The sequence below is a fragment of the Enterobacter sp. KBR-315C3_2022 genome, assembly GCF_041399425.1.
Taxonomy (GTDB): Bacteria; Pseudomonadota; Gammaproteobacteria; order Enterobacterales; family Enterobacteriaceae; genus Enterobacter.
This window is the reverse complement of record NZ_JBGKEB010000034.1, coordinates 1-26,973: the sequence shown is the minus strand read 5'-3', so window position 1 is coordinate 26,973 and position 26,973 is coordinate 1. Positions and strand designations below refer to the sequence as shown.

Below are 26,973 nucleotides of genomic sequence, written 5' to 3'. Positions count from 1 at the left end.
ATCCGGAGGTTCCGGTAATCATGAGTAACCCACTGGACAGCGTGACCCGCACGGTCAATTCCCTGCTGACGGCGCTGAAGATGCCCGATGAGTCCTCAACCGCGAACGACGTCCTCGGCCAGATGCGCTTTCCGCAGTTCAGCCGCCTACTGCCGTACCGCGACTACGACGCCGAGACCGGCCTCTTCATGAACGAGAAGACGATGGGCTTCATGCTGGAGGCGCAGCCCATCAACGGCGCCAATGAGACCATCGTTGCGTCGCTGGAGAACCTGATGCGCACCAAGCTGCCCCGCGAGGTGCCGGTGGCCATTCACCTGATTTCCAGCAGCCTGGTCGGGCGCGATATCGAGTTTGGCCTGCGCGAGCTCTCCTGGACGGGTGAAAAGGCCGATACGTTCAACGCCATCACCCGCGCCTACTATCTCAGGGCCGCAGAAGAAGGGTTCCCGCTACCCGATCATCTCAACCTGCCGCTGACGCTGCGCAACTACCGCGTCTATATTTCCTGCTGCGTACCCCGCAAGCGCGGGAGCAAGGCCAGCGTGATGGAGATGGAGAACCAGATCAAAATCATCCGCGCCTCTCTGCAGGGCGCGCAGATTTCCACCCGCAGCGTCGACGCGGATGCCTTCATCCATATCACCGGTGAAATGGTTAACCACAACCCGGACGCGCTGTATCCGACGGCGCGCGAGCTCGACCCGCTCAAGGATCTGAACTACCAGTGCGTGGACGACACCTTCGATCTTAAGGTGAAGGCCGACTACATGACGCTGGGCCTGCGGGAGAACGGGCGCAACAGCACCGCGCGCATCATGAACTTCCAGCTGACCAAAAACCCGGAGATGGCCTTTCTGTGGAACATGGCCGACAACTACAGCAACCTGCTCAACCCGGAGCTGTCCGTTTCGTGCCCGTTTATCCTGACGCTGGTTCTCAGCGTCGAGGACCAGGTGAAGGCGCAGAACGAGGCGAACCTCAAGTTTATGGATCTCGAGAAGAAGTCCAAAACGAGCTACGCCAAGTTCTTCCCGGGCGTCGAGCAGGAGGCGAAGGAGTGGGGCGATCTGCGCCAGCGCCTGTCGTCCGGCCAGTCCTCGCTGGTGAGCTACTTCCTGAACATGACCGTCTTCTGCCGCGACGACCAGGAAATTGCCCTGAAGGTCGAGCAGGACGTGCTGAACAGCTTTCGCAAGAACGGCTTTGAGCTGATTTCCCCGCGCTTTAACCATATGCGCAACTTCCTCGTGAACCTGCCGTTCCTGGCGGGCGGCGGCCTCTTTAAGCAGCTGCGCGAGTCCGGGGTGGTGCAGCGTGCCGAGAGCTTTAACGTGGCCAACCTGCTGCCGGTGGTGGCGGACAGCCCGCTTGCCACCTCCGGCCTGCTGGCGCCGACCTACCGCAACCAGCTGGCGTTCATCGACCTGTTCAGCTGCGGCATGGGTAATACCAACTTCAACATGGCGGTGTGCGGCACCTCGGGCGCCGGCAAGACCGGGCTTATCCAGCCCCTGATACGCAGCGTTATCGACTCCGGCGGCTTTGCCGTGGTGTTCGACATGGGCGACGGCTACAAGTCCCTGTGCGAGAACATGGGCGGGGTCTACCTCGACGGCGAAACCCTGAAGTTCAACCCGTTCGCCAACATTACGGACGACACCATCGACGAGATGGCCGAGCGCCTACGCGACCAGCTGTCGGTGATGGCCAGCCCCAACGGCAACCTGGACGAGGTGCACGAGGGCCTGCTGCTCAAGGCGGTGAAGGCCACCTGGCTTGCGAAGAAAAACCAGTCGCGCATCGATGACGTGGTGGACTACCTGAAGATGGCCCGCGACAGCGAGGAGTATGAAGGCTCCCCGACCATCCGCAGCCGCCTCGATGAAATGGTGGTACTGCTCACCCAGTACACCCGCGACGGGGTCTACGGCAGCTACTTCAACTCCGACGAGCCGTCCCTGAAGGACGAGGCCCGGATGGTGGTGCTGGAGCTCGGCGGGCTGGAAGACAGGCAGTCCCTCCTGGTGGCGGTCATGTTCTCGCTCATTCTCTATATCGAGAACCGCATGTACCGCACGCCGCGCAGCCTGAAGAAGCTCAACGTGATAGACGAGGGCTGGCGCCTGCTGGACTTCAAGAACAACAAGGTCGGGGCGTTTATCGAGAAGGGCTACCGCACCGCGCGCCGCCACACCGGCTCGTACATTACCATCACGCAGAACATCGTCGACTTTGACTCGGACACTGCCTCCAGCGCCGCGCGCGCGGCCTGGGGTAACTCCTCCTACAAAATCATTCTCAAGCAGTCGGCCAAGGAGTTCGCCAAGTACAACCAGCTGTACCCGGACCAGTACCCGCAGCTGCAGCGCGACATGATTGCCCGCTTCGGCAGCGCAAAGGATAACTGGTTCAGCAGCTTCATGCTTTCGGTTGAGCACCTCACGTCCTGGCACCGCCTGTTCGTCGACCCGCTCAGCCGGGCCATGTACTCCTCGGACGGTCCTGACTTTGAGTTTGTGCAGCAGCGCCGCCGCGAGGGCGCGAGCATTCACGACGCGGTATGGGAGCTGGCCTGGAAGAAATCCGGTCCGGAGATGGCCGCGCTGGCGCGCTGGCTGGAAGAGCATGAAGGAAAGAAAATACCATGAGAAAACGCACGCTAATCACCGCCTCGCTGATTGCCGGCACGCTGCTTGCCAGCGCGGGCGTCAGCTGGCTGACCTGCCGCCTCAGCGCGCCCACCGTTGCCGCCTTCAACATGAAGGCCACCGTGGATGCCTTCTTCGACAGCGCGAGCCGCCGCGCGCTCGACGAGGCGCAGACGAAGGCGCTCTCGGAGCGCTTTAACGCGTCGCTGGAGGCCAGCCTGCGCGACTGGCAGGTGCGCCACCGGGGCCTTATCCTGGTCTCGCCCGCCGTGGTGCAGGGCGCGCCGGACATCACACGTGAGATCCAGACCGACGTGGCCCGCCGGATGAAGGAGGGGGCGTGAGGCGCGCCCTTGCCCTGAGCCTGATGCTGCTGAGTTCGGTCACCGCCGCGTCAGATCTCGGTACCTGGGGCGACCTGTGGCCGGTCGCGGAGCCGGACATGCTGACCGTGATCGAAACCCGCCTGCAGGCGCTGCAGCAGTCCGGCGAGATGGACAGGCATATGGGCGAGTTTAAGGCGCGGGTGGAGCGCAACAGCCAGCGCCCGACGCCGGTTGAGGGCATTACCCGCGCGGTGCGCTATGAGAAGCGCTGGTTTGATCCGAGCGTGCGGGTGGACAGGGACCTGGCCGACGGCCACGGCAGCGTCTTTGCCCGCGCCGGGCAGGTGTTCAACCCGCTCGACGTGGTACCCTTTAACCAGACGCTGCTGTTTATCGACGGTGACGATCCGGACCAGCTGGCGTGGGTCCGGCGCCAGAAGCCCGCCACGCTGGTTTCGCGCATTATCCTGGTGAAGGGCAATATTCCGCAGACCTCGGAGGCGCTCGACAGCCGGATCTTCTTCGATCAGAACGGCGTGCTCACCGCGCGCTTTGGCATCAGCCAGGTTCCGGCGCGGGTGACGGCGGCGCCGAGCGGGCAGCGCCTGCAGGTGGAGATTATCCCGCCGCTGCTGACGGAGCATGACGCAGGGGGCACGCGATGAGGACGCTGTTCACCGCATTTTTCGGGCTGCTGCTCTGGACGAACAGCCAGAGCGCTTCAGCCGATGCCGCCTGCGACGGCAGTTTCGTCAATCCGATCACCGATATCTGCTGGCGCTGCATGTTCCCGCTTTCGCTCGGCAGCACGTCGGTCACGGGCGGCGACCTGCCCGACACGAAGAACCCCGGCAGCCCCATCCAGATCTGCCCGATGACGCCGGTGGCGCGCATTGGCCTCGCCATCGGGTACTGGGAGCCGATGGCGCTGACCGACGTGACCCGCTCGCCGGGCTGCATGGTGAACCTCGGCGGCTTCTCCATCAACCTCGGCAAGATGGGCATGGGGACTGCGAAGAAAGACGATAAGGCGGTCAACGGCACGTTCTACCACGTCCACTGGTACAAGTACCCGCTGACGTACTGGCTGAACATCATTACGTCCGTCGGGTGTCTCGAGGGCGGAGACCTGGACATTGGCTACCTGTCCGAGATTGACCCGACCTGGGGGGACAGCGCCCTGACCTCCATTCTCAACCCGGAGGCGGTGATTTTCGCCAACCCCATCGCCCAGGGGGCATGCGCGGCCGATGCCGTTGCCAGCGCGGCGAAGACGTCGATTGACCTGCTGTTCTGGTGCGCCGGCTCCCAGGGCTCGATGTACCCCTTCAACGGCTGGGTGAGCAACGAGTCCAGCCCCCTGCAGTCGTCGGTGCTGGTCAGCGAGCGCATGGCATTCAAGTTGCACCGCCAGGGCCAGATAATGGAGAGCATCGGCGAGGACACGAAGGTCTGTAACGAATATCCGTCCCCGATCATCCCCAAGACCCGCTGGCGCTACCAGATGGTGAACACCCATCCGGACGTGGCGCAGTGCCATCCTTTCGGGCGGACGGTGATGCGCTGGGAAGCGGGGCGTAACCCGCCGAACACTAAGAAAAACTACGGCTATCTGCTCTGGCGCAAGCGTAACTGCGTCTTCCTCTGAGAAAGGGAAAATTCATGAATAAGATTACGGGACCGTGCGCGGGCCTGCTGATGTCGGCGATTTGCCTTCAGGCAATGGCGGATACTGAAGCAGATCGTGCGTTTATCCGCGACCAGGATACCTTCAGCCAGCAGCTGCGGCAGCAGGATAACGACGCGCTGCGCGACATGCTCTCACAGCAGGTGCGGCAGAACCCGCTCTCAGCTGAGGACACCCGCTTTATCGGCGGGCTGAAGCAGGGACAGCAGGAGGCGCAGCAGGATAAGCCCGCGCACGGGGCGCTGTACTTTGTCTCCTTTGCGATACCGGAGACCGGGCTGAAGCGCATGCTGACCGAAGCCCGGCGCTACGATATTCCCGCCGTGCTGCGCGGGATGGTCAACAACGACATGAAGGCGACCGCTGACGCGGTGATGACCCTGGTTCAGGACGGCAGCGCCTCCGGCGTGGCTATCGATCCCACCCGCTACCGCGAGTATGGCATCACCAGCGTGCCCTCCCTGGTGGTGTACTGCTCGGCGGGACACGACGTGATCCGCGGCAACCTGCGCCTGAAGCAGGCGCTGGCTAAGGTAGTGGAGCAGGGCGACTGCAGGGATGAGGCGAGGACGCTTCTGGAAAAAAGAGTGAAATCATGAACATCCTGAAAGGGGCTCTTTTCATGTCAGCGCTGATTCTTTCCACCATGAGTATGAGCGTTGTAGCCAGCTCTGAGTCTGACTACAGGGCCGGCTCGGACTTCGCCAGGCAGGTCAAGGGGCAGGGCGACAGCAGCCTGACGAACTTCAACCCCTCGGCCACGCTGCCGGGCTACACCGCTACGCCGCCGCAGCAGAAATACTACGGCGGCGTGACGGCAACCGGCGACGGGGCGCTGAAGACCGATGCGGCGACCGGCTGGACCACGAACGAGGCCACGAAGGCGGTGACCGACGCCTTCATCAACAACCCGAAGGAGACTATCTCTCAGGATGCGCCGTTCATCACCGCCAGCAGGGACGTGCAGGGCCGCGCCGACAGCATCATCGGCAAGACCGGACAGCTGCAGTGCAGCGCGCAGAACGTCAGCCGCAGCGAGTTCACCAACTATACCTGCGAGCGTGACCTGCTGATCGAGCAGGCCTGCACCCGCACCGCCAGCATCACCGGCCACTACGAGAGCACGACGGTCACGCGCACGTACACGGTGCCCAACAGCAGCTTTACCTACGTCTACGACGGCAACAAGACGGTCAACTTCAGCTTTCGCGCACCCGCGACGGGCAGGGTGCTGAGCGCGTCGGTTGCCGTGCATTTCAACGAAAAGAACATGTACTACGGCTTTTCATGGTGGGGCGTGAACACCGAATCGATCGCCAGAAGAGACAATACGTGGGCGCTGCCGGGCGCCGCGGGCGCCTCGCTGACCGCCGGACAGCCTTCGCCGTCAGGCTCCATGCTTAACAAAAACTGCCTGAGCGGCAAGCAGTCGCGCTGCCAGGAGTATGCCCGCAAAACGCTGTCCTGGATGCAGGGCGGCTCTGAGGCGTGGATGACGGCGACCGTGACCATGCAGGTCACCGACAAAAAATGGGTGCCGGACGTCGTCTGGACCGAGCACTGCCCGTTCAGCAAGAGCGAGGGCACCCTGAAAAAGACGGAATGTATCTCGCCGGGGAGTACGAAGACGGTGGTGGTGGGCGGTAAAGCCTATCCGGTCACCCAGGCCTGCTGGCAGTACCGTGATACTTACATGACCCAGGCCGCCGACAGCGGGAGCTGTAAGACGTACATGAATAATGCAGCCTGCACGCTCGCCTCGCGCAGCTGCGCATTTACGGCGGAAGACGGCAGCGGCTGCCTGCACGAGTACGCCACGTACTCCTGCGAAACGCGCACCTCGGGTAAAGTCATGATTTGCGGCGGGGATACCTTCTGCCTCGACGGGGAATGCGAGCGGGCGCAGAAGGGGAAAAATAACGACTTCGCGCCGGTGGTTTCGGCGCTTGCGGCCCTGGCGGCGGCCGGAAAGGACGTGGCGGCCATGAACAGCGTCAACGTGCGCGCCTTCACCGGCAAAGCTAAATACTGCAAGAAGTTTGCGGCGGGCTTCAGCAACTGCTGCAAGGACTCGGGCTGGGGCCAGGACGTGGGGCTTGCCAGCTGCAGCAGCGACGAGAAGGCGCTCGGCAAGGCAAAAGAGAAGAAGCTGACGGTTAGCGTCGGGGAGTTCTGCTCGAAGAAGGTGCTCGGCGTGTGCCTGGAGAAGAAGCGCAGCTACTGCCAGTTCGACTCAAAGCTTGCGCAGATTGTGCAGCAGCAGGGTCGTAACGGCCAGCTGCGTATCGGGTTCGGCAGCGCGAACAGCCCTGACTGTCGCGGCATCACCCAGACCGAACTTCAGCGCATTAAGTTTGACGCGCTGGACTTCACGAATTTCTTCGACGATCTTCAGAAGAACCAGAAAATCCCCGATAACGACACCCTGACGAAGCGCGTGCGTGAGGAAATCGCCTCGCAGCTGAAGAATAAATAGTACGACACTCAACACTCATTAAGGACTCATTATGAAGATTAAAGGATTTATTGCCCGTCTTGTCATCAGCCTGATCGTTGCCTTTCCGCTGCTCTACTGGTGCCGGAACATCGTGGATGAGACGACCCGCATCGATGTGATTTTTATGTCGATGATGGCTCTGCTCTTCGTGGTTGCACTCCTGATTGCGTGGCTGGTGTATCCGCTTTTTAAAAAATAACTGGCCTGTTTCAGGAAAGGGATTGTTCCAGTGAAAAAGAGCAAGACAGCGTTAGCCCTGCTGCTTTCCGGCATCATCTTTTCCGCTAGCGGGAAAGATGCCGGCTGGCAGTGGTACAACGAATCGCACAGAGCGCCGGAGGCCGAGAAATCCTCCGCAACGCAGCCCCAGCCGCCCTCGCCGGACATCATGGAGAAGCTCGCCACGCTCCAGCAGGCCACGAAGCGCACCATGTACGAGGCCATTCTGTATCCGGGCGTGGAGAACTTCACCCGCTACTTCCGTCTGCAGAACTACTGGACGCAGCAGGCCGGGCTGTTCTCCATGAGCGCCAAAAAGGCGATGCTCGCGCACCCGGAGCTGGACTATAACCTGCAGCACAGCCACTACAACGGCACGGTGCGCAACCAGCTGGCCGCCGACTTTGCCGACCAGCGCCGCGCCATCGAGACCCTGGCGCAGCACTACGGCGTGATGTTCTTCTACCGCGGGCAGGACCCGATCGACGGCCAGCTGGCGCAGGTGATCAAGAACTTCCGCGAGACCTATCGCCTCAGCGTCATACCGGTCTCGGTGGACGGCATTGTGAACCCGCTGCTGCCGGACACCCGGATGGACGGCGGGCAGGCTGAGCGCCTCGGCATCCGCCACTTCCCGGCCCTGATGCTGGCCGACCCGAAAAGCGGCACCGTCAAACCCGTTTCCTACGGATTTATCAGCCAGGACGACCTGGCGAAGCAGTTCCTCAACGTTTCGACCGATTTTACCCCCAACTTTTAATACAGGAAGAGTTCGCATGCGCAGATTTCGCTTTCGCATGCCCGAGTTCGACGCGCCCGGACTCTGGGTGCTGAGCCTCGGGATATGGTTTCACATCGTGTCGCGCCTGGTGCGGCACAACCCGTCCATGGCCGTCACGCTGGCGCAGGTAATCGGCCTCTCAATGGCGCTGTGGGGCGGCTATCGCATCGTTAACCGGTGGATAGCACAGGCCCAGGAGGCGGAAAGGCGTCAGGAGGAGGGCGGTCATCATGAAGACTAACCCAGTCATCGCTATCGCCGCGCTTATCTTCAGCCTGGCCGCGCAGGCCTCCACGATGGATGAAATCAGGTCGTTGTGGAACCCGCAGGGCATCGGTGAGGCTACGGGCGCTCAGAGTACAGGTGACGCCGCTGCACTACCCGCGCCCGTCAGGGCACCCGTCTGGTACCGGCTCAGCAACGGGCGGCAGGTGAATCTGGCCGACTGGAAGGTGGTGCTGTTCATGCAGGGGCAGTGTCCCTACTGCCATAAGTTCGACCCGGTGCTGAAGGCGCTCTCGCAGCAGGTCGGCTTCGGGGTGATGGCCTACACCATTGACGGCCAGGGCGATGCGGCGTTTCCGGAGGCGCTGCCCGCGCCGCCGGAGGTGATGAAGACCTTCTTTCCGAACCTGCCTGTCGCAACCCCGACCACCTTTCTCGTCAACGTCAACACCCTTGAAGCCCTGCCGCTGCTGCAGGGTGCAACGGATGAACAGGGCTTTATGGCCCGCATGGATACGGTCCTGCAGATGCGCGGAGCGAAATAATGATGAAAATATTCAGACGCCGGTTGATTCCTGCCTGCATGCTTCTCGCATGTTCAACAACCGTTAATGCGGACGTGAACAGCGACATGAACAGCTTCTTCAACAAGCTGGGCTTTGCGTCCAATACCAGCCAGCCCCAGGTATGGCAGGGGCAGGCGGCGGGCTATGCCACGGGCGGCTCGCTTTACGCCCGCACCCAGGTAAAGACCGTTCAGCTTATCTCGATGACGCTGCCCGACATCAACGCGGGCTGCGGGGGCATCGATGCCTACCTCGGCTCGTTCAGCTACATCAACAGCGACCAGCTGCAGCGCTTTGCCAAGCAGATTATGTCCAACGCCGCGGGCTACTTCTTCGACCTCGCCCTGCAGACCACGGTGCCGGAAATCAAGACGGCAAAGGACTTCCTGCAGAAGATGGCCAGCGACATCAACAGCATGAACCTCAGTTCCTGCCAGGCCGCACAGGGGATTGTCGGGGGCCTTTTTCCTCGCTCCCAGGTCTCACAGACCAAGGTCTGTCAGGACATCGCCGGGGAGAGCAACATGTTTGCGGACTGGGCGGCGTCGCGCCAGGGATGCACCGTGGGTGGTAGCCTGGACAAGGTGCGCGACAAGGCCAGCGTCGCGGAAAAAGAGCGCATTACCAAAAACATCAACATCATCTGGCACTCGCTCGGCAAGAACGGCATGTTCAGCGGGAACAAGGAGCTAAGGGAGTTCATCATGACCCTCACCGGCACCCTGATTTTTGATGAGAAGGGCAACATCACCCCGCTGCCTGCCCGCGCCACCGACCGCGACATCATTAAGGCGGTGATGGAGGGCGGCACGGCAAGGATTTACCACTGCAACGACAGCGAAAAGTGCCTGAAGGTGGTGGCCGATGCCACCGTGAGTATCTCTCAAAAGAATGCGCTTAAAAGCCAGATAAAGGACATTCTGTCCAGCATCCAGAACAAGGCAGCAGCCGACACCGCGCTGACCGACAAAGAAAAGGGGTTTATCTCCGGCACGACCATCCCTGTCTTCAAGTATCTGGTGGACCCGATGATGCTGGGCGTTTCGGACAGCCTCGTCTACCAGCTGACCGATTACATCGGCTACGACATCCTGCTGCAGTACATCCAGGAGATGGTGCAGCAGGCGCGCGCGATGGTGGCCACCGGTAATTATGACCAGGCCGTTATCGACAGCATCAATAACAATCTCAACGAGGCCACGCGGCAGATAGCCTCCTTTCAGGCGCAGGTGCAGGTGCAGCAGGACGCGCTGCTGGTTGTTGACCGCCAGATGAGCTACATGCGCCAGCAGGTTTCGGCGCGCATGCTGCAGCGCTACCAGAACAACTATCACTTTGGAGGGGCACGCTGATGCAGTCGATTTACGTTATTGCCGGCGGGGACTGGCTGAGCCAGACGATGAACGCCATCGTGGCATTCATGTCGACCGACAGCTGGGCCATCATCCGCCGTATCGTGACAGCGCTCTCGGTGCTGGTCGTGGCCGTGTCCTGGATACGCCGCCACAACGTCATGGACATGCTGGGCTGGATAGCCACCATCGTCCTGATGTCCCTGCTGGTCAGCGTGCGCACGCCGGTACAGATTATCGACAACAGCGACCTGACGAAGGTGTACAGGGTCGATAACGTGCCCGTGGGCCTCGCGCTGCCGGCATCGCTGACGACCACCATCGGGCACGCCCTGGTACAGGGCTACGAGATGGTCTTTTCGCAGCCCGACAGCGTGACCTACAGCAAGACCGGCATGCTGTTCGGCGCGAACCTGGTCGCGCGCAGCACAGATTTTATGTCGAAAAATCCGGAAATCGCCGCGCTGTTCCCGGACTACGTACAGAACTGCGTGATGGGCGATATCTTCCTTAACGGGAAGTACACCCTGGACGAGCTGATGAACAGCACTGACCCCTACACCATCATTTTCTCTAAACCCAGTCCGCTGCGTCAGGTGCCGAACTATAAGAGGTTTACGACCAGCGGTAGTGACGGAGAGACGGAAATAAAGGCATTTCTGTCCTGTGAAGAGGCTGCTGTCATCCTCAAACAGAAGCTGGGCCTTGATACCCAGACCGGTGGAAAGAGCTGGAGCTACTACGCACGCTGGCTGTTTGGCGGACGTCCGAATCCGGACCTGCTTCTGAGCCAGATGCTGGGCGAGAGCTACAGCTACTTCTACAACTCCGGTCAGAGCGCCTCGCAGATAATCCGCCAGAACGTGACGATGAACGCCCTGCGCGACGGCATCATGGGCTATGCGGCCCGCAACGGCGACACCTCTAGCCTGCTGAATATCGCCACCACGTCCTCGATGGAGAAGCAGCGCCTCGCGCACGCAACGGTCGGGCAGGTGGCCCTGCGCTCGCTGCCGATGTCCCAGACGCTGATTGTGGGTCTGACCATCGGTATCTTCCCGCTGATGGTGCTCGGCGGCATGTTTAACGCGGTCACGCTTAACGTGCTGAAGGGCTACGTCATGGCGATTATGTGGGTGCAGAGCTGGCCGCTGCTCTACGCCATCCTGAACAGCTGCATGACGTTCTATGCGAAGGCCAACGGCTCGCCGGTGGTGCTCTCCGAACTGTCGCAGGTGCAGCTGAAGTACTCGGACCTCGCCACCACCGCGGGCTACCTGTCGATGCTTATTCCGCCGCTGGCGTGGGGAACGCTGAAAGGCCTCGGCTCAAGCTTCTCGAATCTCTACAGCCACCTCGCATCCTCGGCCATCAGCCCTGCGGCGACCGCGGCGGCGGGTTCCATCGACGGGAACTACTCCTACGCGAACATGCAGACCCATAACGTCAGCGGCAACAGCTGGAACACCAACAGCTCAACGATGCACGGCCAGATGAGCCAGCAGCTGGGTAATGGTGCCTCGTCCACCCAGACTCGGGATGGTTCAATGGTTTGGGATACCAGTGGCGCCATGTCGAAGTTGCCGGTAGATATCAACGTTGGCCGTCAGATTGCCAGCGCACAGCAGCAGATGTCCAGAGAGTCTGAAGTTCAGGCTGAAAGCGCCCTGCATGGTTATAACCAGAGTGTGACGAGTGCCTGGAATACCCTTAAACAGTTTGGTACCAATATGGGAACCAGTTCCTCGATGACGACGGGGGCAGACAGAACTGAATCTTCTCAGGATACGATGGCCAGAAGCAAAATGTGGAATGCCGTTGTTTCTAATGCTAAAGCAAATAATATCAGCAATGAGGAATCCTTCCAGCAGTTAATGGATGACTCATCCAAGAGATCTCGAGCTGCTGATATACATGCATCTGGTAAGTGGAGTTCAGGAGACCAATTATTCGGTAAACTAGGCAAGTGGGGGACTGGGCTATCTGCAGAAGCGGGTGTTAAAGGTAGTGTCGGGTGGACCCACAGTTCGGGTCATACTGATAATGTCAGCTCTTCAGGGCGAGAGTCACATGACAGTAGACATGATACTAGCAGTCAGGCAGCCAAAGACTTTAGAGAAGCATCTGATTACTTTACTAGCCACAAAACTACAACTTCCGGAAATGTTACTGATAATAATGCTTCTTCCCGTGTTGATCAGTTTGCAGCATCACTGTCTAGTGCGAAAAACAGCTATGACCAGTATACGACCAGTAAGACACGCAGCCACGAATACAGCGAAATGGCTTCACGTACTGAAAGTATGAGCGGGCAGATGAACGAAAACCTGACTCAGCAGTTTGCTAATTTTGTCCAAAAACAAGCTCCGCAGAATGCTGAAGCTATTTTGACGGATACCAGTTCACCTGAAATCGCCGCACAGCGAGAAACATTGGCAAGGGATTTTGTAAAGAATCAGGTAGAGCCTAAAATTGACGGAGCATACCGGGATGTCAGAGGAACAATCGGTAATAAAATGGCCGATGTATCGACAGGTGGAGACGGAGAGGAGGTTGCTTCTGACTATGGCCATAATTCCGGGGATATTGACAATATGACATCAAACGCCGGTATTAAACAGGATGTAAGTAACAGCGTCGGTACGTTAGTAGCGGAGAATAGACAGGCTCATCAAAAAACTCAGCAGGAAATAGTTCAACAAGAGAATGACGTTAAAACACAGCACATAGATCTGGAAAGACACCATAAAACAGAGGGAAATAGCTTCCATAATACATATAATGACAGGAAGGATGAGGTAAGTAATATTTCGGTAGCGGCCACTACCCAAGAGCTTGTGGAAAAAGCTACTAAACTACAGAAGGATTATCTTGATGGGAAGGAATGAAAAGGATGATTGATAATAAACTCATTGTTGAAGAAGTAGGGGAGTTAAAGCTTATCCTTTCACAAGGAGAAGTGGCCATTCCATCATTTTGGGCATGTTTATGGCCTGGTTTGGTTATAGTTTTGTGGAATGCATTTTGCGCTGTAATTAGTGTGGATAGTGGTTTCTTATCAAGCAAATTTATTCTTGATGTAATGGTTTTTCCTTGTGGTGTTGGGTTCATAATCATGCTAGGTGTTGCTAGCGCTCGCTCGTTATTTTTGTCCGTGCCAAAATCCTTTAGGCTTAACTCATATATATATCGGTTTTTTGGTAAAAAACTTGTAGCGTACGCTCTGATATATATGGTTCTGATTTTCCTGCTTGCATTATTGAATCGTGCTTACTATAGCGTACCATTTCCTTTTGCCCTTATGATCATCTCAACGACTGTTCTGGGCGGAGTGGTAATGAATTTAGATTTTGGGCGATACCAACTATCATTATTTACAACTGCAATAAGTAATTTTAAAAGTAACAGACTAAATGACTAAAGCTCACAGGCAGCCAATTAAATAAGTACTCAAAGGATGTAATTACAACGGGGTACATCAGGTGCCAAAATCCAGACCAGTTCAGAGCAGGGAAATCAGCACAAGTACCAGACCCGTATCGTGTCCAACGCGAACAAGGTCAATCTGAAGTTCCCGGAAGCACAGCCGGTTCTTGAAGACCAGCTTGCCAAATCCGTGGCCAACATTCTCTGACAGGCCTGGCAGGGCGGACCCGCGCCCTGCCACTCTGAGCACTGCCTCCCGTTTTTCAACGCTAACGCTTTATGACTGCACAAATTCTTTGTGCGGTCATAAAGGGTTGCCGGCAACGCCGGAATAGTTTGCCCTTGCCGCCAGCGTGACGGCACACACCTTCTCTACCGGACCGACATCATGAGTTTTAATGCCAAGGATATGACCCAGGGCGGTCAGATCGCGAGCATGCGTATCCGCATGTTCAGCCAGATCGCCAACATCATCGTGTACTGCCTCGTTATTCTCTTCGGAATAATCGTCGCCCTGACGCTGACGGTGAAGCTGTCGTGGCAGACGTTCGTTAACGGCATGGTCTGGTACTGGTGCCAGATGCTTGCCCCGATGCGCGATATTTTCAGGTCGCAGCCTGTATATACGATCCGGTACTACGGGAAAGAACTTAAGTACAACGCGCAGCAGCTGCTGCAGGACAAGTACGTTGCGTGGTGTGCCGACCAGGTCTGGGCCGCTTTTATCCTCGCGGCCATCATTGCTGCCGTGGTCTGCGTCATCACCTTCTTCGTCACCACCTGGATTCTGGGCCATCAGGGCAAACAGCAGAGCGAGGACGAGGTCACGGGCGGACGCCAGCTGACCGATGACCCCAAAGACGTGGCCAGAATGCTGAAGCGCGACGGTCTGGCCTCCGATATCAAAATTGGCGATTTGCCGCTTATCAAAAACTCGGAGATACAGAACTTCTGCCTGCACGGTACCGTCGGGGCGGGTAAGTCCGAGGTTATCCGCCGCCTGATGAACTACGCCCGCAAGCGCGGCGACATGGTCATCGTCTACGACCGCTCATGCGAGTTCGTCAAAAGCTACTATGACCCGGCGATTGACAAGATACTTAACCCGATGGATGCGCGCTGCGCGGCCTGGGATTTATGGCGCGAGTGCCTGACCCAGCCCGACTTCGATAACGTTTCCAACACCCTCATCCCGATGGGCACGAAGGAAGACCCCTTCTGGCAGGGCTCCGGTCGAACCATCTTTGCAGAAGCGGCCTACCTGATGCGTAACGATAAGGACCGTAGCTACAGTAAACTAGTGGATACGCTGCTATCCATCAAGATAGAGAAGCTGCGCTCGTACCTGCAGAACTCGCCTGCAGCAAACCTGGTTGAGGAGAAAATCGAGAAGACGGCCATCTCGATTCGTGCGGTGCTGACCAACTACGTTAAGGCCATCCGCTATCTGCAGGGCATTGAGCACAACGGCGAGTCCTTCACCATCCGCGACTGGATGCGCGGCGTGCGCGAGGACGGCCGGAACGGCTGGCTGTTTATCTCGTCCAACGCCGATACCCATGCCTCCCTGAAGCCGGTTATCTCCATGTGGCTGTCCATCGCCATCCGTGGCCTGCTGGCGATGGGGGAGAACCGCAACCGGCGCGTCTGGATTTTTGCCGACGAGCTGCCGACCCTGCACAAGCTTCCGGACCTGGTCGAAATCCTCCCGGAGGCGCGTAAGTTCGGCGGCTGCTACGTCATTGGCATCCAGTCCTATGCCCAGCTCGAGGATATTTACGGCCAGAAGCCTGCCGAAACGCTGTTCGACGTACTGAACACCCGCGCGTTCTTTCGCTCGCCCTCGCGCAACATCGCAGAATTTGCCGCCGGTGAAATCGGTGAGAAAGAAATTCTCAAGGCCTCAGAGCAGTATTCCTACGGTGTGGACCCGGTGCGTGACGGCACCTCGGTTGGCAAGGACATGGAGCGCGTGACGCTGGTCAGCTACTCCGATATCCAGACGCTGCCCGATCTGTCCTGCTACGTCACTCTTCCCGGACCGTATCCGGCGGTGAAGATGGCCCTTAAGTATCAGGAGCGCCCGAAGGTGGCGCCCGAGTTTATCCAGCGCCGTATCGATGACAGTGCCGAGGAGCGCCTTAACGCAGCGCTCGCGGCCCGCGAGGCGGAGTCCCGCAGCGTGGCCATGCTTTTCGAACCGGATGCGGAAGTCGTTGCTCCGGCGGTCAGCCCGGAGAATGCTGGCCAGCCACAGCAGCCACAGCAGCCACAGCAGCCACAGCAGCCACAGCAGCCACAGCAGCCACAGCAGCCACAGCAGCCACAGCAGCCACAGCAGCCACAGCAGCCACAGCAGCCAGCCGCGCGTCCGGCTCCCCCTGCAGCAGCCGCGACAACAGCGGCCGTCGCGGCTACCGGCGGAACGGAGTCGGTGCTTGAGACAAAAGCGGAGGAAGCAGAGCAGCTGCCGCCGGGCATCGATGAAACCGGCGAGGTCATTGACATGAGCGCATGGGAAGCCTGGCAGGCGGAGCAGGACGAGCTGACGCCACAGGAGCGACAGCGCCGTGAGGAGGTGAACATCAATGTTCACCGGTCGCATGATGAGGCTCTTGAGCCGGGAGGTTATGTTTAATGCTGAAATTAACACCAGTCTTCAGTACGAAGCCCCGGTATACGCTCAAACTCCCTGATATTGTTTGTCACTACGATCAGTCCGCGGCTTCGTGCATGACCTGCAATCATTTGGTCATAAGGCCCAACAGGAGTTCCTTTCCGGGCAAGCTCGGCACGAATTTGCCCGCTATGTATTGCTGCCAGTGCATCATAGTCCAGAACCTCAAGTCTGGACACAAACCCCTCGACTACGGACAGATTCCGTTCTGGAGCCTGACTTTTCTCCGCACCGTAGATCAGCTCCATCAGGGTGACAGAGCTGATACACATCCTGGATGTGTTGAGGTTGAAGCGTTCTCTGACATGTTCCGGTTTGTTTTTAATAGTAAAAATGCAGATGTTGGTATCAAGCATGAATTTCAGCATCAGAAGCCTTCCCGCTCTTGTTCTGCCGGTTGCTCTCTGGCACTCATAAAATCAGTGCTGACACACTCACCATCAAACCAGCTATCCCAGGACTCTCCGGCTGGGGTAATAAGTCTGCTCTTACCAACAGCAATGACTTCAACCTCTTTTACACCTTCCGGAAAAGAGACTGCTTTTGGGAGTCTGACGGCCTGGGTTCGGTTACTGAAAAATAGCGTAGTGTTCATAATTTCCTCCCTCAAGAGTATATACACCTCGTATATCCATTATGGTTTGAGTGATTGTATATGTCAAAGGTATATACCTGTAAGAGGTTTGGTCATTAAGCCGGGGGAAAAAGCCTGATGATGAGCATCGGCTCGGTTAAGTCTGCCGGCAGCGCGGGCAACTACTATACCGACAAGGACAACTACTACGTTATTGGCAGCATGGGCGAGCGCTGGGCAGGCGAGGGCGCGAAGGCGCTGGGCCTGAGCGGCAGCGTGGACGTGAAGACCTTTACCCGCGTCCTCGAGGGCAAACTTCCGGACGGCAGCGACCTCAGCCGTACTCAAGACGGCACCAACAAGCACCGTCCGGGCTACGACCTGACGTTTTCGGCGCCCAAGAGCATCTCGGTGATGGCCATGCTGGGCGGCGATACGCGGCTCATTGATGCCCACAACCGCGCCGTGGACACGGCCATTAAGCAGGTCGAGGCGCTGGCCTCCACGCGCGTCATGACCGACGGAAAAAGTGAAACGCAGCTGACCGGCAACCTGGTGATGGCGCTGTTCAACCACGATACCAGCCGTGACCAGGAGCCGCAGCTGCACACCCACGCCGTGGTGGCCAACGCCACGCAGCACGACGGCACCTGGCGCACGCTCAGCAGCGACAAAATCGGAAAGACCGGCTTTGTCGAAAACGTCTACGCGAATCAGATAGCCTTTGGCCGCCTGTACCGCGCCGCGTTAAAAGACGACGTGACGGCAATGGGTTACGAGACCGAAACCGTCGGCAAACACGGGATGTGGGAGCTGAAGGGCGTTCCGACGGAGCCGTACTCAAGCCGCAGCAGGGCCATTCGTGAGGCGGCCGGGGACGATGCGTCCCTGAAGTCGCGTGACGTGGCGGCGCTCGACACCCGGCAGTCCAAGCAGAAGGTCGACCCTGAACAGCGCATGGCCGAATGGGTGGCAACCCTGAAGGAAACGGGCTTTGACATTAACGCCTACCGCGAGGCCGCCGATCGGCGCGTGCAGGCCGGCGATATCCCGATAAATGCGCCGGAGCCTGCAGATGTGGGCGCGGCGGTGGGGCAATCCATTGCCATGCTGAGCGACCGTCGGGCGCGGTTTACCTACTCCGGGCTGCTGGCCACCACCCTGGGCCAGCTGCCCGCGCGGCCAGGCATGATTGAGCAGGCGCGGGAGGGTATCGATGCGGCCATCAAAAACGAGCAGCTGATCCCGCTCGATAAAGAGAAGGGCCTGTTCACCTCGAACGTTCACGTTCTGGACGAGCTGTCGGTTTCGGCGCTGTCCCGCGAGCTGCAGCTTCAGGGGCGCGTGGACGTCTTTCCCGAAAAAAGCACCCCTCGCAGCCGCCCGTTCGGCGACGCCGTCAGCGTGCTGGCGCAGGATCGCTCGCCTGTGACCATTATCTCAGGACAGGGTGGCGCATCCGGACAGCGCGAACGCGTGGCGGAACTGGCCATGATGGCGCGCGAGCAGGGCCGCGACGTGCAGATTATGGCCGCCGATCGCCGCTCGGCCGCACACCTGGCCAGGGATGAGCGCCTCGGCGGCGAGCTTATCACCGACCGGCGTGGCCTGACGGAAGGCATGACCTTCATCCCCGGCAGCACGCTGATTGTTGACCAGGGCGAGAAGCTGACGCTTAAGGAAACGCTGACGCTGCTCGACGGCGCGCTGCGCCATAACGTCCAGCTGCTGATCGCCGACAGCGGTCAGCGTACCGGAACGGGCAGCGCCCTGACCGTGATGAAGGAGGCGGGCGTCAGCACGCTTGCCTGGCAGGGCGGCGAGAAAACCCGCGTCTCGATCATCAGCGAGCCTGACAGGCGCGAGCGCTACGACCGCCTGGCGACGGACTTCGCGAAGGGGGTCCGGACAGGCGAGGAGGCCGTGGTGCAAATCACCGGCTCCCGCGAGCAGGCGGCGCTGGCATCATCCGTTCGCGATGCCCTGAAAAACGAAAAGGTGCTGGGTGAGCGCGATATCAGCATCACCACGCTTGAGCCGGTGTGGCTCGACGGGCGCCATCAGCAGGTGCGGGACCACTACCGCGAGGGCATGGTGATGGAGCGCTGGAATGCCGAAGAGCGCAGCCGCGAGCGCTTCGTTATCGATCGGGTTACAGCCCGAAACAACAGCCTGACGCTGCGCAACGCGGAGGGTAAAACGCAGGTGACCCGCCTGACGGAGCTCGACAGCAGCTGGTCGCTCTACCGCACCGGCACCCTGCAGGTGGCCGAAGGCGACCGTCTGGCGGTGCTGGGGCAGACGCAGGGCGCGCGCCTGAAGGGCGGGGACAGCGTGACCGTGACGGGCATCGATGAGAAGGGTATCCACGTTAGCCTGCCCGGGCGAAAAACGCAGGTCGTGCTGGCGGCGGGCGACAGCCCGTTTACGGCCCCGAAGGTCGGCCAGGGCTGGGTAGAATCGCCGGGCCGCTCGGTGAGCGACAGCGCTACGGTCTACGCCTCGCTGACGCAGCGCGAGATGGATAACGCCACGCTGAACGGCCTGGCCCGCAGCGGCGCGGAGGTCAGGCTCTACTCCGCTCAGACGGTGCAGAAAACGGAGGAGAAGCTGTCTCGTCAGTCTGCCTGGAGCGTGGTGACGGCGCAGGTGAAGGAGGCTGCCAGCAGGGACAGCCTGGGCGATGCGCTGGCGCACCAGAAGGCCGCGCTGCACACGCCGGAGCAGCAGGCTATCCATCTGGCCATTCCCTCGCTTGAGGGTAACGGACTGGCGTTCACCCGGCCGCAGCTGATGGCCGCCGCGAAGGATTTTGCACAGGACAGGCTCAGCCTGGTCGCGATTGAGGATGAAATTGCGCGCCAGACGCGCAGCGGGGCGCTGATATCGGTGCCCGTTTCGCAGGGGAACGGCCTGCAGCAGCTGGTCTCCCGCCAGTCCTACAACGCTGAGAAAAGCATTATCCGCCACGTCCTTGAGGGGAAGGATGCCGTCACTCCGCTGATGGGAAGCGTACCGGACGCGCAGCTGGCGGGGCTGACCGACGGGCAGCAGAACGCCACGCGCATGATACTGGAGTCGCCCGATCGCTTTACCCTGGTGCAGGGCTACGCGGGGGTGGGTAAGACCACGCAGTTCCGGGCCGTGATGTCAGCCATTGGCACGCTGCCTGAACAGGAGCAGCCGCGCGTTATCGGCGTGGCACCCACCCACCGCGCGGTGAGCGAGATGCGCGACGCGGGCGTCCCCGAATCGCAGACGCTGGCGGCCTTTATCCACGACACGCAGCAGCAGCTGCGCGGCGGCGAGCGCCCGGACTTCAGCAACGTGCTGTTCCTGGTCGATGAAAGCTCCATGGTCGGCAACGCCGACATGGCGAAGGCATACAGCCTGATTGCGGGCGGCGGCGGCCGCGCGGTATCGAGCGGCGATACCGACCAGCTGCAGCCCATCGCGCCCGGACAGCCCTTCCGCCTGCTGCAAAAGCGCAGCGCCATCGATACCGCAGTGATGCAGGAGATTGTCCGCCAGACCCCGGCACTGCGGCCTGCGGTGTACAGCCTCATTGAGCGCGATATCGGCGGTGCGCTGACGACCATCGAAAGCGTCGCGCCGCAGCAGGTTCCGCGCAGGCCGGACGCGTGGCAGCCTGAGAGCTCAGTCATGGAGTTCAGCCGAGAGCACGAGAAGGCGATTGCCGCCGCTATTAAGGCCGGTGACCTGACGCCGGGCGACCAGCCCGAAACGCTGCTGGAGGCCATCGTGAAGGACTACACGGGGCGCACGCCGCAGGCACAGGCGCAGACCATCGTGATGACCGCCCTGAACGCCGACCGGCGCCAGCTCAATGCGATGATCCACGACGCGCGAAAGGCGTCAGGCGAACTGGGCGAGAAAGAAGCCACGGTGCCTGTGCTGACCCCGGCCAACATCCGCGACGGCGAGCTGAGGCGAATGGACACCTGGCAGGCCCACGGCAGCAGCATAGTGCTGCTGGACAACGCCTACTACAGGATAGAGGCGCTGGATAAGGACGCGCAGCTGGTGACGCTGAAGGATGCTGAGGGGAACACCCGCAGCCTTTCCCCCGCGCAGGCGGTGACCGAGGGCGTCACGCTGTACCGGGCGGACACCATCGCCGTCTCGCCGGGCGACCGGATGCGCTTTTCAAAAAGCGACAACGAGCGGGGCTTTGTGGCCAACAGCGTCTGGACGGTCAGCGATATCAAAGGTGACAGCGTCACACTGGAGAACGGGAAACAGACCCGCACGATCAACCCGTCGGCGGAGCGCGCGGAGCAGCACATCGATCTCGCCTACGCCGTGACGGTCAACGGCGCCCAGGGCGCGAGCGAACCCTTCTCTATCTCCCTGCAGGGCACGGAAGGCGGGCGTAAGCAGATGGTGAGCTTTGAGTCGGCCTACGTGGCGCTGAGCCGCATGAAGCAGCACGTGCAGGTCTACACCGACAACCGCGATAAGTGGGTGGCCGCCATGGAAAAATCGCAGGCGAAAAGTACCGCTCACGACATCGTGGAGCCGCGCAACGATCGCGCGGTGGCGAACGCCGCCCGCCTGATGGCGACGGCGAAAGCGCTGGGAGAAGTGCCTGCCGGACGCGCAGCGCTGCGCCAGGCCGGACTGCAGCCTGAGAGCTCGCTGGCGAAATTTATCTCGCCGGGACGAAAATACCCGCAGCCGCACGTGGCGCTGCCCGCCTTTGACCGCAACGGCAGGCAGGCGGGCGTCTGGCTGAGCACCCTGACCTCCGGTGACGGACAGCTTCAGGGGCTGGGCGGCGAGGGCCGCGTGATGGGCAGTGAGGATGCGGCCTTTGCCGGTCTGCAGGCCAGCCGCAACGGCGAGTCGCTGATGGCGCGCGATATGGAGGAGGGCGTGCGGCTTGCGCGGGAGAACCCGCAGAGCGGCGTGGTGGTGCGCACTGGTGACGCCGAGGGCCGCCCGTGGAATCCGGGCACCATCACCGGCGGGCGCGTCTGGGCCGACGGCGTGCCTGACGCAACGGGCACGCAGCACGGCGAGAAAATCCCGCCGGAGGTGCTGGCGCAGCAGGCGCTTGAGGCGCAGCAGATGCGCGAGCTGGAAAAGCGGGCGGATGACGCGGTGCGCGAGCTGGCGCGCGGGAGTGAGAAGGCTGGAGATGCTGCCGGTGCGGTCCGGGAGCTGGCGCGCGAGCTGAGCGAAGGCAAAACCCGTGAGCGGGCTGCGGACGTCACGCTGCCTGAAAGTCCGGACGTTCGTATACGTGACGAGGCGGTGAGCAGAGTGGCGCACGAAAACGTGCAGCGCGACCGCCTGCAGCAGATGGAGCGCGACACGATGCGCGTGCTGGAACGTGAAAAGACCCTGGGAGGCGACTGATGCGCGCGGAAGATAATCCTTTTTTCCCTCTGGTCGTGGTGGCCGACTGCTGGCTGCAGCGGCTGGTTATCTGGACGCCGGGGCAGACCGACCTTATCAGGACCGTGGCGCTCGTGCTGATGGTGGCCGACCACGTCAGCCTGCTGTTTGGCCTGGATAATGAATGGCTGCGCCTGGCCGGACGCGGGGCGTTTCCGCTGTTTGGCTTGGTGTGGGCGATGAACCTTGCCCGCCATCCGCGCATTCAGCAGCGCGCCCTGAACCGGCTCTGGATATGGGCCGTCGTAGCGCAGAGCGGGTGGATACTGGCCGGGCTGCGCCCGGACCTGGGCAATATCCTGTTTGCCTTCGCGGTCAGCGGGCAGGCGCTGCGTCTGACGCAGGCTCACGGGCCGCAGGCGTGGCCGCTGTCCCTGATGCTGGTTCTGGCCTGGCTGCCGTTTTCGGGAGCGAGCTACGGGATTGCGGGCGTGATGATGCTGCTTCTGGCCTGCGGGGTGTTCATGACCGGGCGGCGCACCACGCGCACGGGGCTTGCGTGCTGCCTTGCACTGACGGTGCTGGCGCTGAATACCGCAGACGGGGCGGCCATGGCAGTCGCGGGACTCATTGTCCCGGGCGTAACGCTGACGGTGCTGAGCCGCACCTGCGGCGCGGTGCCGAGGTTCTGGCCGCGTGAGTTCTTTCCGCTGTTCTACGCGGTGCATCTTGCCGTACTGGGGCTGATTGCGATGTAATCAGGGATATTACAGGGAATACAGGAGTCTGAGATGACAGAGGAACAGCGCCCTAAGCTGACGCTACGGCGAAAGCCGCCATCGGATGTGAGTGAGAACAGCCCGTCGCGGGCTGGCGGCCCGGGCGAGCCTGCCAGGTCCGTGACGCGTAAAAAGACGGTGGTGGTGAGCCAGCCGCCTGCCTGGAAGTTAAAAAAACAGGAACAGGAAGAGAAAGAGAAGGCCGAGCGGGCCGCGGCTAAAAAGGCGCGCTACGAGGAGAAGGTCAGGCTGTGGGCAGAGCAGCAGGCGCAGGAGCGCGAGGCCCGGCGGGCCGCAAAGCGCAAGCCGCCGCCGGAGCCAAAGTTCAGGACCCTGATGCCGCTGGAGGAGGCCATGTCAGAGATTGCACGCTGCTGGCCCGCTCTGGTGCAGAACGGACGTCCCCGGCTGCTCGCGATAAACATCCGTGAGGCGATGATTGAGGACATGCGCAGCCGCAGTCTGGATATGTCGGTTAAAAAGCTCAAGCGCTGCCTGAGCGCCATTACCCGTTCGGATGCGTATCTTGAGGCCATGACGGAAGGCGCATGGCGCATCGATATTGACGGCCAGCCGGTTGCCAGGGTGACGGCAGACGAGGCGGCGTATGCCGTGGCGCGCAGGGCTCAGGAGCACGCTAAACAACAGCGCAGGGCGATCAGGGAAGCACCCGCGCCCGCACACGATACGAACTGATAACAGCAGAGAAGAGAAAAACATAGGATGAACAAGAATAAAACCCTTTTAGTTATGTTTGCCGCTGGCCTTATGGTCTCCGGCGTGGCGGGGGCGGCAGAGAAACCTGCTGCTGCCTTTACCCCGGAGCAGGAAGCCCGCGTTGGGGAAATCGCGAAAGACTACCTGCTGGCCCATCCGGAGGTGCTGGTTGAGGTCAGCCAGAAGCTGCAGGCTCAACAGCAGGAGAAGCAGCGGCAGGCGATGACAGCTGCCGTGATTCAGAATCAGGCTGCGCTGCTCAACGATAAAGGCACGCCGTCATATGGCCCCGCCGATGCCAAAGTGACGGTCGTAGAGTTTTTCGATTATCAGTGCATCTACTGTGCCCGCCTGGCCCCTGAACTGGAGAAGGTGATAAAAGCCAGCCCGGACGTGCGCTTTGTCTTCAAGGAGTTCCCGATATTTGGCCAGCGCTGGCCGGCGTCGCTGAGTGCGGCGAAAATCGGACTGCAGGTCTGGAAGCAGAAGGGGGCCGACGCCTACCTCAACTATCACAACGCGATTTACGCCACCGGTCACAACGAGGGTAAGCTGACCGACGCTGATATCAGCACGGCGGCAAAAGCCGTTAAGTTCAATGCGAAGACAGCCCCTGGCGTTCAGGAGACACTGGATGGCATAAACGCGCTCGCGCAGCAGCTGGGCTTCAGCGGTACGCCAGCCCTGGTGGTCCTACCATCAATCGGCGCTAGTGCTGATAACGTGACGGTTATCCCGGGATACACCAGTGCGGAGGTCCTGCAGCAGGCCATCCGTCATGCAGCCGGCGATACGAAAAATAATTAGGCGTCAGCCACCTGATACCGATAAAAGATACTGACAGCCTTCGCTGTGCTCAGTTATCCAACCCCGGAGAAGGGTAAAGCAACTTTCCCGTCTCCGGCGTTTCTGGTTAACACATTCGATAGTAGTCGTGATAGCTCCCCGCCGTAAATGGCGAGGCTTCCCACTTATCCGGCCGAAACCGCCAGTAAGACGGACTTACGTTAGCCTCTTTTTACATTATGATTTGGTCGGACAAGGGAGTTCCCAGATGCAGGCTCTGCCTGCCAGCAGCTTTACAACTTCCTCAATTGTACCGGTCAGGTGCGCCAGTAGCGGATTAATCTGTCGAGCGGACCATCTAGGATAGTTCGACAGATGAACACTCCAGCTCATGACCTCCGCTGCCTTCAGACACAATATAGCCAGAACCGACCTTGTGCTAAGGGAGTTAATTTGAGTTATCTATAAGCTTTCGGAAGTCATTCCAGGAGCAAAGCCCATCATCGTTCACTATGCAACCATTAAACGACAGCAACACGTGCTCTGGCGGATTTTGGAGTGACAAAGGCGTTAGGTCTCTCATTTGCTTTGTCGTTTGATATATATATTCAGTCTTTAAATAGTACCTTCCGCTAGCCTTATCTTTCCAACGCTGGAAAACTATCTTACCTCCGATCGGAGTTTTCTCATACTGCCCCGGCAGTTCATAATTGTTAACTCCTAAAGCCGTAAGAAGAGGACCAATGGTGGTATCATGACCTACGATAACATATATTTTTTTATTTCCATCTTCCATTTCATCAGAAAGAATATTATCTACTTTTTTCATAAGCGGAGCAATGATGTTCTTTGCGACCAATGGCTGTAAATATGCTGCTTCTATATATCCGTTTCTTAGCTTGGCCAGACTCCTCCATTCCTTTTCATCTTTAATTCTTCCCCAGGCAACATCTTTATTAGGTAAGCCCTCATAGTTTTGCAGAATAAACGCATCAACCATTAAAAAGCTTTTATGCAGTGGCCCTGATATAGAAGGCTCTTTACCATAATCAAGATGTACAATATTTTTATTGGCAGACAGTCGGCAGTCGGTCATCCCCTTGCAGGATGGTGATTGCTTATAGTCAATAATTTCTTCGAGTCTGCTATAAGACTGTTCTAAATTCAGGCTGTTTACATACTTTAGAATACTTGCTTTGTTTTTCAACATAAACTCAGTTGTGTTGTTTTTTATAGACTGATAAAACAACGGGTCATTGCTCTTACCATCATCCAGGGTTTGAATGCTAACACGACACCCAGGGAATGCACCATCCATAAAAAACTGGCCGGTTGCAATTGTTCTCGGCATCGTGTTGGTATAGACAAGTAGAGAATGGTTTGCACATTCATTCTTATTGACTAAGCCAGTGTTTACGAACCACTCTTTAAAATACCCTCCCATAAAAACCTCTAACGCACCGCCTTTAGTCGTGAGAAGGCCTGCATCAGTACTCCAGCGTGGCCAATGATATGGAGTAGCATTTTTCAGCATCTCTGAACCATCAGTCAACGGTGCGCGGAGACCATGGCGACTAATTATTAAAACCTGTGTTAGCTCATAATCTTGCGGGAGTGCATAAACTGTGTTCGATAAAAGCATCGATAAGAGGACAACCGTTTTTGAGAATTTCATGTAATCACCTAAAAAAATTTATTAGACTTTTGTAGAGAGCATTGGTCACTGATTCTCAGTGACATTAGGACACCTTTTTCTGAAATAAAATAATCACTAACAGTACGCGTTGATGTTAATTGCTCATTCATCCTAAATGATAGGAGTAATTTAAATCACTTAGGGGTGAAATTGTATGTTAATAACAAGGAAGGGAGCCCTGCATTTAGTTATGCTTAGCCTCACCATTGCGTGATGAATATCACAACTTACTTCATGCTAAAATACTTTGTATTGTGATATTAATCTTATTTAGATAGAAAATGGTAAAGTATATAGTGACAGTTTTATAGTTTTATAGTTTTATTGCTTAAATCGTGATATCCATCACAATCGAAACGGCTTGTTTTGTTTGATTTAGTGACAGAAATCACTCTACATATTTTCTTAATAGCGAACTTTCTTAAGGGCTTCTATCCGCAGAAAACGGCGAGGATTCCGACTTCTCAGGCCGCAATCCTCAGTACGACGGACTTATCAGGTGCGCCGTAAAACCCCGTCCTTCAGGGCGGGGATATAAGGCGCGGTTTTCCGGCTAACCTGGTGTTTGCTGCTGCTCGATGTATTGTCGGATGATCGAAATCGGCGCCCCCCCGCAACTGCTTGCAAAATAACTTGGTGTCCACAGAGCGCCT

Annotated in this window: 21 protein-coding genes and 2 pseudogenes; 19 read left to right on the top strand and 4 right to left on the bottom strand. The window is 58.8% G+C overall.

What is annotated here, in order from left to right:
• Positions 1-20 precede the first annotated feature (20 nt).
• The 15 genes and pseudogenes from traC to traD all read left to right on the top strand — a co-directional run bounded on the left by traC (position 21) and on the right by traD (position 16,368).
• A complete protein-coding gene (gene traC, locus AB8804_RS21890; RefSeq protein ID WP_371190042.1) occupies positions 21-2,651 on the top strand; it encodes a type IV secretion system protein TraC in 2,631 nt (876 codons plus the stop codon).
• A complete protein-coding gene (trbI, locus tag AB8804_RS21885; protein WP_371190041.1) occupies positions 2,648-2,995 on the top strand; it encodes a type-F conjugative transfer system protein TrbI in 348 nt (115 codons plus the stop codon). The genes traC and trbI overlap by 4 nt, the downstream gene beginning before the upstream one ends.
• Entirely contained in the window at positions 2,992-3,642 is a 651-nt protein-coding gene (gene traW, locus AB8804_RS21880; protein WP_371190040.1) for a type-F conjugative transfer system protein TraW, read from the top strand. Before trbI ends, traW begins: the two co-directional genes overlap by 4 nt.
• Complete coding sequence (gene traU, locus AB8804_RS21875) at positions 3,639-4,625, top strand: conjugal transfer pilus assembly protein TraU (protein WP_371190039.1); 987 nt, start codon at positions 3,639-3,641, stop codon at positions 4,623-4,625. The genes traW and traU overlap by 4 nt, the downstream gene beginning before the upstream one ends.
• Positions 4,626-4,639: 14 nt before the next feature.
• Positions 4,640-5,263 carry a type-F conjugative transfer system pilin assembly protein TrbC gene (gene trbC, locus AB8804_RS21870; protein ID WP_371190038.1) on the top strand — a complete coding sequence of 208 codons (624 nt, stop codon included), beginning with the start codon at positions 4,640-4,642 and terminating at the stop codon, positions 5,261-5,263.
• Between the two features lie 23 nt (positions 5,264-5,286).
• Positions 5,287-7,140 (top strand): type-F conjugative transfer system mating-pair stabilization protein TraN, encoded by a 1,854-nt coding sequence (gene traN, locus AB8804_RS21865; RefSeq protein ID WP_371190037.1) that lies wholly within the window; start codon positions 5,287-5,289, stop codon positions 7,138-7,140.
• Positions 7,141-7,171: 31 nt separating this feature from the next.
• The gene (locus AB8804_RS21860) at positions 7,172-7,360 is read left to right on the top strand and encodes a hypothetical protein (protein ID WP_371190036.1); all 189 of its coding nucleotides are present in this window, start codon (positions 7,172-7,174) and stop codon (positions 7,358-7,360) included.
• A gap of 30 nt (positions 7,361-7,390) precedes the next feature.
• Positions 7,391-8,140, top strand: coding sequence for a type-F conjugative transfer system pilin assembly protein TraF (traF, locus tag AB8804_RS21855; RefSeq protein ID WP_371190035.1), 750 nt, complete (start codon positions 7,391-7,393; stop codon positions 8,138-8,140).
• 16 nt (positions 8,141-8,156) lie between these two features.
• Positions 8,157-8,402 (top strand): type-F conjugative transfer system pilin chaperone TraQ, encoded by a 246-nt coding sequence (traQ, locus tag AB8804_RS21850; RefSeq protein ID WP_371190034.1) that lies wholly within the window; start codon positions 8,157-8,159, stop codon positions 8,400-8,402.
• The gene (gene trbB, locus AB8804_RS21845; RefSeq protein WP_371190033.1) at positions 8,392-8,931 is read left to right on the top strand and encodes a type-F conjugative transfer system pilin assembly thiol-disulfide isomerase TrbB; all 540 of its coding nucleotides are present in this window, start codon (positions 8,392-8,394) and stop codon (positions 8,929-8,931) included. Before traQ ends, trbB begins: the two co-directional genes overlap by 11 nt.
• Positions 8,932-8,933: 2 nt before the next feature.
• The gene (traH, locus tag AB8804_RS21840) at positions 8,934-10,304 is read left to right on the top strand and encodes a conjugal transfer pilus assembly protein TraH (RefSeq protein WP_371190058.1); all 1,371 of its coding nucleotides are present in this window, start codon (positions 8,934-8,936) and stop codon (positions 10,302-10,304) included.
• Entirely contained in the window at positions 10,304-13,192 is a 2,889-nt protein-coding gene (gene traG / locus AB8804_RS21835) for a conjugal transfer mating-pair stabilization protein TraG (protein ID WP_371190032.1), read from the top strand. The genes traH and traG overlap by 1 nt, the downstream gene beginning before the upstream one ends.
• A 5-nt stretch (positions 13,193-13,197) precedes the next feature.
• Positions 13,198-13,725: a conjugal transfer protein TraS gene (locus AB8804_RS21830; RefSeq protein WP_371190031.1), complete on the top strand. Its 528-nt coding sequence runs from the start codon at positions 13,198-13,200 to the stop codon at positions 13,723-13,725.
• Between the two features lie 42 nt (positions 13,726-13,767).
• A pseudogene (gene traT / locus AB8804_RS21825) lies at positions 13,768-13,938 on the top strand (complement resistance protein TraT); the annotation flags it as partial.
• A 180-nt stretch (positions 13,939-14,118) separates the two neighbouring features.
• Positions 14,119-16,368, top strand: coding sequence for a type IV conjugative transfer system coupling protein TraD (gene traD / locus AB8804_RS21820; protein ID WP_371190030.1), 2,250 nt, complete (start codon positions 14,119-14,121; stop codon positions 16,366-16,368).
• Positions 16,369-16,376: 8 nt separating this feature from the next.
• On the opposite strand, the gene vapC is transcribed toward traD, so the two are convergent.
• Complete coding sequence (gene vapC, locus AB8804_RS21815) at positions 16,377-16,775, bottom strand: tRNA(fMet)-specific endonuclease VapC (RefSeq protein ID WP_371190029.1); 399 nt, start codon at positions 16,773-16,775, stop codon at positions 16,377-16,379.
• Entirely contained in the window at positions 16,775-17,002 is a 228-nt protein-coding gene (vapB, locus tag AB8804_RS21810) for a toxin-antitoxin system antitoxin VapB (RefSeq protein ID WP_371190028.1), read from the bottom strand. Before vapB ends, vapC begins: the two co-directional genes overlap by 1 nt.
• A gap of 117 nt (positions 17,003-17,119) precedes the next feature.
• Between vapB and traI the strand changes: the two genes are divergently transcribed.
• Genes traI through AB8804_RS21790 form a run of 4 tightly spaced genes read left to right on the top strand, consistent with a single transcriptional unit; the run spans position 17,120 to position 24,645 of the window.
• Entirely contained in the window at positions 17,120-22,363 is a 5,244-nt protein-coding gene (traI, locus tag AB8804_RS21805; RefSeq protein ID WP_371190026.1) for a conjugative transfer relaxase/helicase TraI, read from the top strand.
• Entirely contained in the window at positions 22,363-23,100 is a 738-nt protein-coding gene (traX, locus tag AB8804_RS21800; protein WP_371190025.1) for a type-F conjugative transfer system pilin acetylase TraX, read from the top strand. The genes traI and traX overlap by 1 nt, the downstream gene beginning before the upstream one ends.
• Before the next feature lie 33 nt (positions 23,101-23,133).
• Entirely contained in the window at positions 23,134-23,817 is a 684-nt protein-coding gene (gene finO / locus AB8804_RS21795) for a fertility inhibition protein FinO (RefSeq protein ID WP_371190024.1), read from the top strand.
• A gap of 27 nt (positions 23,818-23,844) precedes the next feature.
• On the top strand, positions 23,845-24,645 hold the full coding sequence (locus AB8804_RS21790) for a DsbA family protein (RefSeq protein WP_371190023.1): 801 nt from the start codon (positions 23,845-23,847) through the stop codon (positions 24,643-24,645).
• Between the two features lie 427 nt (positions 24,646-25,072).
• Here AB8804_RS21790 and agp read toward each other — a convergent pair whose 3' ends face one another.
• Entirely contained in the window at positions 25,073-26,299 is a 1,227-nt protein-coding gene (gene agp / locus AB8804_RS21785) for a bifunctional glucose-1-phosphatase/inositol phosphatase (RefSeq protein ID WP_371190022.1), read from the bottom strand.
• Between the two features lie 499 nt (positions 26,300-26,798).
• A pseudogene (locus tag AB8804_RS21780) lies at positions 26,799-26,973 on the bottom strand (transposase); the annotation flags it as partial.